This is a genomic window from Synechococcus sp. BA-120 BA3, from assembly GCF_034931285.1.
In the GTDB taxonomy this organism is placed as follows: Bacteria; Cyanobacteriota; Cyanobacteriia; order PCC-6307; family Cyanobiaceae; genus Cyanobium.
Genome location: NZ_JAYGHZ010000329.1, coordinates 1 through 6,895 on the forward strand (window position 1 = coordinate 1; position 6,895 = coordinate 6,895).

Annotated in this window: 7 protein-coding genes and 1 pseudogene; 1 reads left to right on the forward strand and 7 read right to left on the reverse strand. The window is 68.3% G+C overall.

Going from position 1 to position 6,895, the window contains the following annotated elements; genetic code table 11:
* Positions 1 to 766 (forward strand): annotated as a pseudogene (locus tag VB737_RS13575) (glycosyltransferase family 39 protein); the annotation flags it as partial.
* On the opposite strand, the gene VB737_RS13580 reads toward VB737_RS13575, so the two are convergent.
* The 7 genes from VB737_RS13580 to priB all read right to left on the reverse strand — a co-directional run bounded on the left by VB737_RS13580 (position 760) and on the right by priB (position 6,740).
* Positions 760 to 2,247, reverse strand: coding sequence for a sensor histidine kinase (locus VB737_RS13580; RefSeq protein ID WP_500313721.1), 1,488 nt, complete (start codon positions 2,245 to 2,247; stop codon positions 760 to 762). The pseudogene VB737_RS13575 and the gene VB737_RS13580 overlap by 7 nt on opposite strands.
* Positions 2,248 to 2,261: 14 nt before the next feature.
* Positions 2,262 to 2,699, reverse strand: a complete 438-nt coding sequence (locus VB737_RS13585; protein ID WP_500313722.1) for a response regulator transcription factor — start codon at positions 2,697 to 2,699, stop codon at positions 2,262 to 2,264.
* A 75-nt stretch (positions 2,700 to 2,774) separates the two neighbouring features.
* Positions 2,775 to 3,962 (reverse strand): glycosyltransferase family 4 protein, encoded by a 1,188-nt coding sequence (locus VB737_RS13590; protein WP_500313728.1) that lies wholly within the window; start codon positions 3,960 to 3,962, stop codon positions 2,775 to 2,777.
* Positions 3,963 to 4,010: 48 nt separating this feature from the next.
* On the reverse strand, positions 4,011 to 5,351 hold the full coding sequence (locus VB737_RS13595) for an MFS transporter (protein ID WP_500313724.1): 1,341 nt from the start codon (positions 5,349 to 5,351) through the stop codon (positions 4,011 to 4,013).
* Positions 5,348 to 6,076: a 50S ribosomal protein L9 gene (gene rplI / locus VB737_RS13600; RefSeq protein ID WP_500313726.1), complete on the reverse strand. Its 729-nt coding sequence runs from the start codon at positions 6,074 to 6,076 to the stop codon at positions 5,348 to 5,350. Before rplI ends, VB737_RS13595 begins: the two co-directional genes overlap by 4 nt.
* Before the next feature lie 18 nt (positions 6,077 to 6,094).
* Positions 6,095 to 6,364: a 30S ribosomal protein S18 gene (gene rpsR / locus VB737_RS13605; RefSeq protein ID WP_008249877.1), complete on the reverse strand. Its 270-nt coding sequence runs from the start codon at positions 6,362 to 6,364 to the stop codon at positions 6,095 to 6,097.
* A 25-nt stretch (positions 6,365 to 6,389) separates the two neighbouring features.
* The gene (priB, locus tag VB737_RS13610; protein WP_444849842.1) at positions 6,390 to 6,740 is read right to left on the reverse strand and encodes a primosomal replication protein N; all 351 of its coding nucleotides are present in this window, start codon (positions 6,738 to 6,740) and stop codon (positions 6,390 to 6,392) included.
* Between the last annotated feature and the right edge of the window lie 155 nt (positions 6,741 to 6,895).

A 6,895-nucleotide genomic window follows, 5' to 3' on the forward strand; every position in this document is an offset into this window, starting at 1 on the left:
GCTGATCGCCCTGGCGGCCCAGACGGGCTGGTCCGGCGGGGCTGGCCGGCCCTGGGAGCGCTGGGCCTGGGGCCTCAGCCTGCTGCTGGTGAGCGGGCTGGGCCTGGCGTTTCTGGCGGCTCCCCTCTGGCTGCCGCTGATCCACGACCCGGAGATGCCGACGCTGGCGGCGGAACTGCAGGACAGTCCCCTGGTGGCCGTGGTGGCCTTCTGCTGGTTGCTGGCCGCCCTGCTGGGCTGGTTCACCCGTCGTCGCCGCCCCCCGCTGCGGCTGCTGGCCCTGCAGTTGCCCCTGGTGCTGTTCGTGCCCGCGGCCCTGCTGCCGCTGTGGAGCGTGGGCGATCGTCTGCGGGGTGAGCCCGTGCGCCGCATGGCGGCGGCGCTGCAGCGCGAGGGCCGTCCGGGGGAGCCGGTGGCGATGGTGGGCGTGCTCAAGCCCTCCCTGCACTACTACGGCCGGCGGGTGGTGATCTACGAGGGCATCGGCGTGGAGGGTCCCATCAACCTGGCGGACCGCCTGCGGCGGGAGCGCCGGACGGGCCAGCGGCCCAGCAGGCCGGAGGAGCAGCCCACGGTGCTGGTGGTGATCGACCAGACCACGGCCCGTGCCCCCTTCTGGCGCCATCTCGGCGCCAGCGAGCTCGAGCGCGCCGGTGTCTATCGCCTCTGGCGGCTGGACCGCCGCCGCCTTGAGGAGGCCGTGGCCCTGCTGCGCCTGAAGGGGTTCGACCCCGACTGGCAGGCCCCGCGGCCGGAACGCTACTGAGCCGCCGGCAGGTGGATGTGGAACCGGCTCCCCTCCCCGATTTCGCTGTCGACGTCGATGGAGCCCCCCATGGCTTCCACCAGCAGCTTCACCACCGAAAGCCCGAGGCCCGAACCGCGTTCATGCTCGATGGCGTTGCGGCCGCGGTGGAAACGGTCGAACACCCTGGGGATGTCCTCGGGGGGGATGCCGATGCCCTGGTCCCGGACGGTGATGCACAGTTCGGCGTCGTTCTTCGTCAGTTCGAGGCTGATCGGTCGCCCCGGCAGGGAGTACTTGTCGGCGTTCTCGATCAGGTTGAGCAGCACCTGCTGGAGGCGATCGGTCTCGGCCACCGCACGGATCGGCCCCTCGGCGGCTTCCTCGGGCAGGGAGAGCAGCAGCGGGCGTGACAGCTGGCTGCGGGCGAGGTCGCAGGCGGTGGTCAGCACCTCATCCACCGCCACCGGGGCCAGCACCATCTGCAGCTGGCCCGACTCGCTGCGGGAAAGATCCAGCAGGTCATTGAGCATCCGGGTGATGCGATGGGTCTCCGCCTCGGTGGTGGCGAGGGCGCGCATCTGCTCCGGATCGAGGTTCTGGCCGCGGCGCTGCAGGCGGCGCAGGTAGCCGCCGATGATCATTAGTGGGTTGCGCAGTTCATGGGAGACGAGCCCCACGAAATGCCGCTGCTGGCTCCAGGCCAGGGCCAGCCGGTCGAGTAGGCCGTTGAAGGACTGGGCCAGCTCCTCCACCTCCAGGGGCGCCTTCTCGAGCTTGAGATGGCTGCTGGCGAGGCTTTCGGTGGTGACGCCGGCGGCCATGCGGTTGAGATCCCGCAGCGGCTGGAGCAGCCGGCGGGTGAGCACGGAGATCGCCACCAGGGTGAGCACCAGGCTCAGGATCCAGACCACCGCCAGCCCCAGCAGCATGTTGCGCAGGCTGGCGACATTGGTGCTGATGTCCTCGGCGACCCAGAGCTGGCTGCCTCCGGGGGAACGGTGCAGGGTGTAGGTGAGAAAGCTGTTGCCCTGCGGATCCTTCACCAGGCGGCGATCCGTGCCGATCAGCAGGGGGGTGAAGGATCGCACCGACCAGGCGGTGGCGTGGGCCGCCATGGCCTGCCCGACCAGGCCGGGAAGGGCCACCACCTCGCCGCCCATCGGCCCGGGCAGCACCAGGGAGCCATCCTGGTGCCGCACCCAGAAGAAGCGCTCCCGGACACTGCGGCGCTCCAGTTCCCCGCGCAGGTGGTCGGCATGGGCAGCGGACGGATCGCCGACGAGCCGATCCAGAGCATCGGCCAGGGAGCCCGCCGCCAGCCGCTGATCCTCGTGCTGGTGATGCAGCAGGCAGTCCCGGTTGATGAAGAGGGTGAAGGCGGAGGCGGCGCTGAACCCCAGGAACACCGATGTGAAGGCCGCCAGCCGCAGCTGGCCCAGCAGGCTTCCGAACAGCTGGTGACGCCAGCCACGGGCAGGGGCCCCGGTCGGGGGGGGCATCGGTGGGTTGGTCGTCACAGGTGGCGGTTCTCGCTCCTCCTGGGCAGGAGCCGTTCCAGCAGGTCGGGCAGCCTGGCGAGAAGCTCGTGCTTGAGCACGTAGTCGTCGGCGCCGGCCTCCTGGGCCTGGCGGCGCCGCTCCGGGTCGTTCAGGGAGGTGAAGATGACCACCGGCACGGTGCAGCCACCGCCGCGCAGGTCCCGCAGGCATTCGATGCCGTCGCAGTCCGGCATCTGCACATCGAGGAAGACGAGATCGATCCCCCCCTCGGCCAGCCTCTGCTCCAGGTCATGGCCGTTGGTCAGGGCGACCACCTCGCAGCCGGAGTCCTCCAGCTCCTCGGCCACCATGGCCCGGATGTGGGGGTCATCGTCGACGATCGAGACGGTGGGCCGGGCGCTGACGGCCCCATCCGAGCCGGTCATGACCTGGGTGGCAATGGGTGAGTTCATGGCACCGGGAACCGAGACTCATCTTGACGCCATCCGCGCCGATCGGCAGCGCCCGGACCGGGCCGGAGCCAGCGCTCAGACCGCCACCGGCTGCGGGCAGAGTTCGCCGTACAGCCGCTCCAGGGCGTCGATGTTGCCGGTGAGGGTGTAGCGCTCCAGGGCCCGCTGGCGGGCCCGGCGACCGAGCTCCGCCGTGAGCACGGGCTGGTCCCGCAACACCGGCAGCAGGGTGCGCAGCTGGGTGGTGACGCCCTGGGTGCTGATCACGATGCCGGCCCCCCCCTCCAGCACCTCCCCGTCGGCTCCGGCATCGGTGGCCACGCAGGCGGTGCCGCAGGCCATGGCCTCCAGCAGGGCCAGGGAGAGCCCCTCCACCAGGGAGGGCAGCAGGAACACCTCGGCGAGCTGCAGCAGCGCCACCCGGCGGGCCCGGCTGGCCTCGTAGCCCCACCAGATCACATCAGACTCCGTGCCGCTCTGCAGCGAGGAGCGCAGTGGCCCGTCCCCCACGATCACCAGCACGCAGCCCTGGGGGCGCACCAGCCGCCAGGCCTTCAGCAGGGCCTCGACATTCTTCTCGGTGGCCACCCGCCCCATGTAGAGGAAGACGCGGCGGCCGCCCACCCTGAGCCGCAGCTGGGCCAGCTCGGGTTCGCCGCCCGGGGCGGCCGGAGCCCAGCTGTCGGTGTCGACCCCGTTGGGGATCACCGCCAGCCGCTCGCGCCGTACCCCCAGGCGCACCAGCACTTCGGCCTGCAGCTCGGAGAACACGATCACCCGGTCGAACTTCGCCAGGGAGGGGGCGTAGAGCTGGTAGGTGAGCTGCTGGGTGCCGGCGGTGAGATTGCGCAGGCCGGCGTCGAAGGGGGGATGGAAGGTGGCCACCAGGGGCAGGCCCAGCTGCTGGCAGAGGTCCGGCAGCCGGAAGTCGAGCGGGGAGAGGGTGAGGCTGGCGTGCACCAGATCGGGCCGCAGCCGCTCCAGGGATTCCCGCAGCTCCCGCTGGGCCCCCGGCGAAGGGATCGTGTAGACCTGCGATTTCACCAGGTAGGGCAGGGCCACCTCGGGGTTGGCCTCCGGCCCTCCCGGCGAATCAAGCTCGCCGCTCCCCGCTTCCGGCCGGCCCAGGGAGGGGGTGGGCGTGTCGAAGTGAATGAAGCTCACCGCGTGGCCGCGCTGCCGCAGGGCTTCGGTGGTGCTGAGGCCGTAGGTGACGTTGCCGCAGAACGGAGACTTCTTGCCCAGCCAGGCAATGTGCATCACCTGTATGGCCCCACGCAACAGAGGAATTTAGCAGCGAAGCGAAGGCCCTCAGCTGCTGCGCCAGGGGCGTTCACTCAGGGCGGCGACCGCGGCGATGGCCGCCAGCCCCCAGAGCACCGGCAGCAGCCCGTAGCGGCTGACCACGGTGCCCGCCAGCACCAGGGGCAGGCTGAGGGCGATGTTGATCAGGTTGTTCTGCAGGCCGAACACCCGGCCGCGCTGGTTTTCCGGGGTGTCCTCCTGGATCGTCGTCTGGGCGGGGATCGCCAGCAGGGCCGCCCCCACCCCCAGCAGGCCGCAGAGCAGCAGGGTGAAGACGAGGTTGCCCCGCAGCTGGCCCAGCAGCACCAGGCACCAGGCGATGGTCCCGAGCCCCGCACTGGCCAGTCCGCGGCGGCTGAAGCGCTCGCCCAGCTGGGCCATGGCCAGGGCCCCCAGGGCCAGCCCCAGCCCGCTCATCGCCAGCAGCACGCCGAAGCGGGTGGGGCCGAGCCCGCCGATCGCCGCCGCCAGGCTGATCGCCAGCACGTAGAGGGCCGCCAGCAGGCTGTAGAGCAGCACCAGCTGGATCATGGCGCTGCGCACGTTGGGCCGCTCCCGCAGCACCTGCACCCCTTCGCCGATCTCCTCCCAGACGGAGATCGTGCGGGGCTCCCGCGGCGGCTCAGAGATCTTGATCCCGGCGATGGCCACGGCCGCGGCGCCGTAGCAGAGCGGCAGCAGCACGAATTCTCCGCCCGGGATGCCCACCTGGGCCAGCAGCGTGCGCAGCAGGCGGAGGATCGGATCGCCGAGGGCAAAGCCGACGATCGTGGCGGCCATGCTGGTGGCCTGGTACACCGAGTTGGCAGCGAGCAGCTGGGGATTGCTCACCAGCAGGGGGATGGCCGCCTGCTCGGCCGGCGCGAAGAACTGGGTCAGCACCGACTCGCAGAAGGTCATGGCCACCAGGGCCCAGTAGCCCCAGCTCAGGCCCAGCCACATCGGCCCCGGCAGCAGGCAAAGGGGCGCCAGCATGACCAGGGCGGCCCGCAGGCCGTTGGAGGCCACCATCACGGTGCGCTTCGGCCAGCGGTCGGCCCAGACGCCCGCCACCGTCCCCAGCAGCATCGCCGGCACGGTGTTGGCCACATAGATCCCCGTGGCCAGCAGGGTGATCATCTGGGCCCGGGTCTCGAAGCCCATCCGGAAGGCGGCGGCCGCCTCGGCCAGGGCCGCGTTGTTCTGCGGCGTGTCCGTCACCCAGTACTGGGCGATCAGGAACACCATCAACACGATGTAGAACTTGTCCGCCAGCTGGGAGAACACCTGGCCGATCCACAGTCGCCGGAACCCCGGCAGGGCCAGGACGCCGGCCAGTCCCCTCTCGGTCTTGCCGCTCGGGCTCATGCTGGCTCGGACGGATGGGAGGGCATCGGGTCGCAGGCGGTCCGCAGCAGTCTGAAGGCTCGCGGTCTCTGACCGAGGTGCTCGCCGCACCAGGCCTCCACCAGGTCGAGCAGGTGCAGCCACACCGCCTCCGGCCCCATCAGCCGGCCGTCCCGGCTCCGGGGCGGAGCGGGGCGCGTCAGCCGCTGCAGCAGGGCCAGCTCGGAGGGGTTGAGCATCACCCGGGCTCCGGGCACCGCCCCGATCGCCAGCCCCTCGCCGGGCAGCAGGCTGCAGCGCCACGACCAGTCGCCGATCGGCGGCAGCAGCGCCGCGCCGCTACGGACGCAATGCTGCAGGGGCAGGGCGAAGCCCCCCAGGGCCAGCAGGTGGACGCTGCCCTGCACCGCCACCGCCAGGGCCTCCACCCGCTCGGCCCGCTCCGTCACCACCGCTTCCAGACGCCCGAGCTGGAGCAGCAGGTCGGCGAGCACCCCCGGGGCGGGCGTCTCACCGGGCACGAGCTTGAGGCAGAGCTCGGCCAGGGCCTGGGCGGCGGCCAGCTTTTCAGCAGCAGCTTTTTCCAGTTCGGAACGGCGAGCCTGGAATTCGGCGATTGCTGATTCTGTGGCGCGCTTGGCTTTGCCATAAGGAATCAAGAAGTTACGTGCGTAGCCGTCTTTTACGCGAACCACGTCACCCAGTTGACCCAAGTTGGGCATTTTTTCAAGAAGAATTACTTGCATGGTGTTCTCCCGTACTGCTTAGTGGTTGTCGGTGTAAGGCAGCAAAGCCAGGAAACGTGCGCGCTTGATCGCTGTGTCCAACTGGCGCTGATAATTCGCCTTGGTACCAGTGATACGAGCGGGCATGATCTTGCCGTTTTCGCTGATGAAATCCTTGAGCGTGTCGATGTCTTTGTAATCGATTTGCTCTACCTTGCCCACTGTGAAGCGGCAAAACTTCTTGCGCTTGAACAAGGGGTTCTGTTGTGGACGACGTCCCTTGCGATCATTTTTACGACCAAAAGCCATAATATTCTCCAACTATTTCAAGTCTTCAACATTCGCGCACTGCGCAAACATGGAATCGAAGACTTTTTGATTTGTGCGAACGAAGCGCTATGAATCCGGTCCAGTTTTTCAGGCTTCCCACTTCAAGACCACTGACTTGGTTGGCTGCCACACCCAGCGCTACCGCTGAAACTGTGCACTTCACCATTCTTGGCTTGCTGGCTTCAAGCTGCTCACTGTCGTGCTCAAGCTCGAATTCGCAAATGGGCAAACCTGCCGGGGTGTATCGCAATATTGATTTTGCAACCAATGTGGCGGTCAAGGTGAACTGGTTAATGCCAGCTTTTCCTTCTTCCCCAAACTTGTCTGGATTTTCCGCTGCTTCCTCCTGATTCATTGATTCAGTGTTGTGCTAAGACGATTTACTCGTCGTCACCCTCGTCTGAATCGGAACTGTCGTCGTTCGAAGACGCAGTGGCAGACGCGGCCTTACGCTATTGCTCACGCTGAACTTCCTTCATCCTTGGAGAAGGCGCGGGTTCAGCTTTTTTC

What these genes read in the sequence shown, in the direction of transcription:
- priB (WP_444849842.1), bottom strand. Translation starts at nt 6,740, where the DNA reads ATGAATCAGGAGGAAGCAGCGGAAAATCCAGACAAGTTTGGGGAAGAA.
- rplI (WP_500313726.1), bottom strand. Translation starts at nt 6,076, where the DNA reads ATGCAAGTAATTCTTCTTGAAAAAATGCCCAACTTGGGTCAACTGGGT.
- VB737_RS13580 (WP_500313721.1), bottom strand. Translation starts at nt 2,247, where the DNA reads ATGCCCCCCCCGACCGGGGCCCCTGCCCGTGGCTGGCGTCACCAGCTG.
- VB737_RS13585 (WP_500313722.1), bottom strand. Translation starts at nt 2,699, where the DNA reads ATGAACTCACCCATTGCCACCCAGGTCATGACCGGCTCGGATGGGGCC.
- VB737_RS13595 (WP_500313724.1), bottom strand. Translation starts at nt 5,351, where the DNA reads ATGAGCCCGAGCGGCAAGACCGAGAGGGGACTGGCCGGCGTCCTGGCC.
- rpsR (WP_008249877.1), bottom strand. Translation starts at nt 6,364, where the DNA reads ATGGCTTTTGGTCGTAAAAATGATCGCAAGGGACGTCGTCCACAACAG.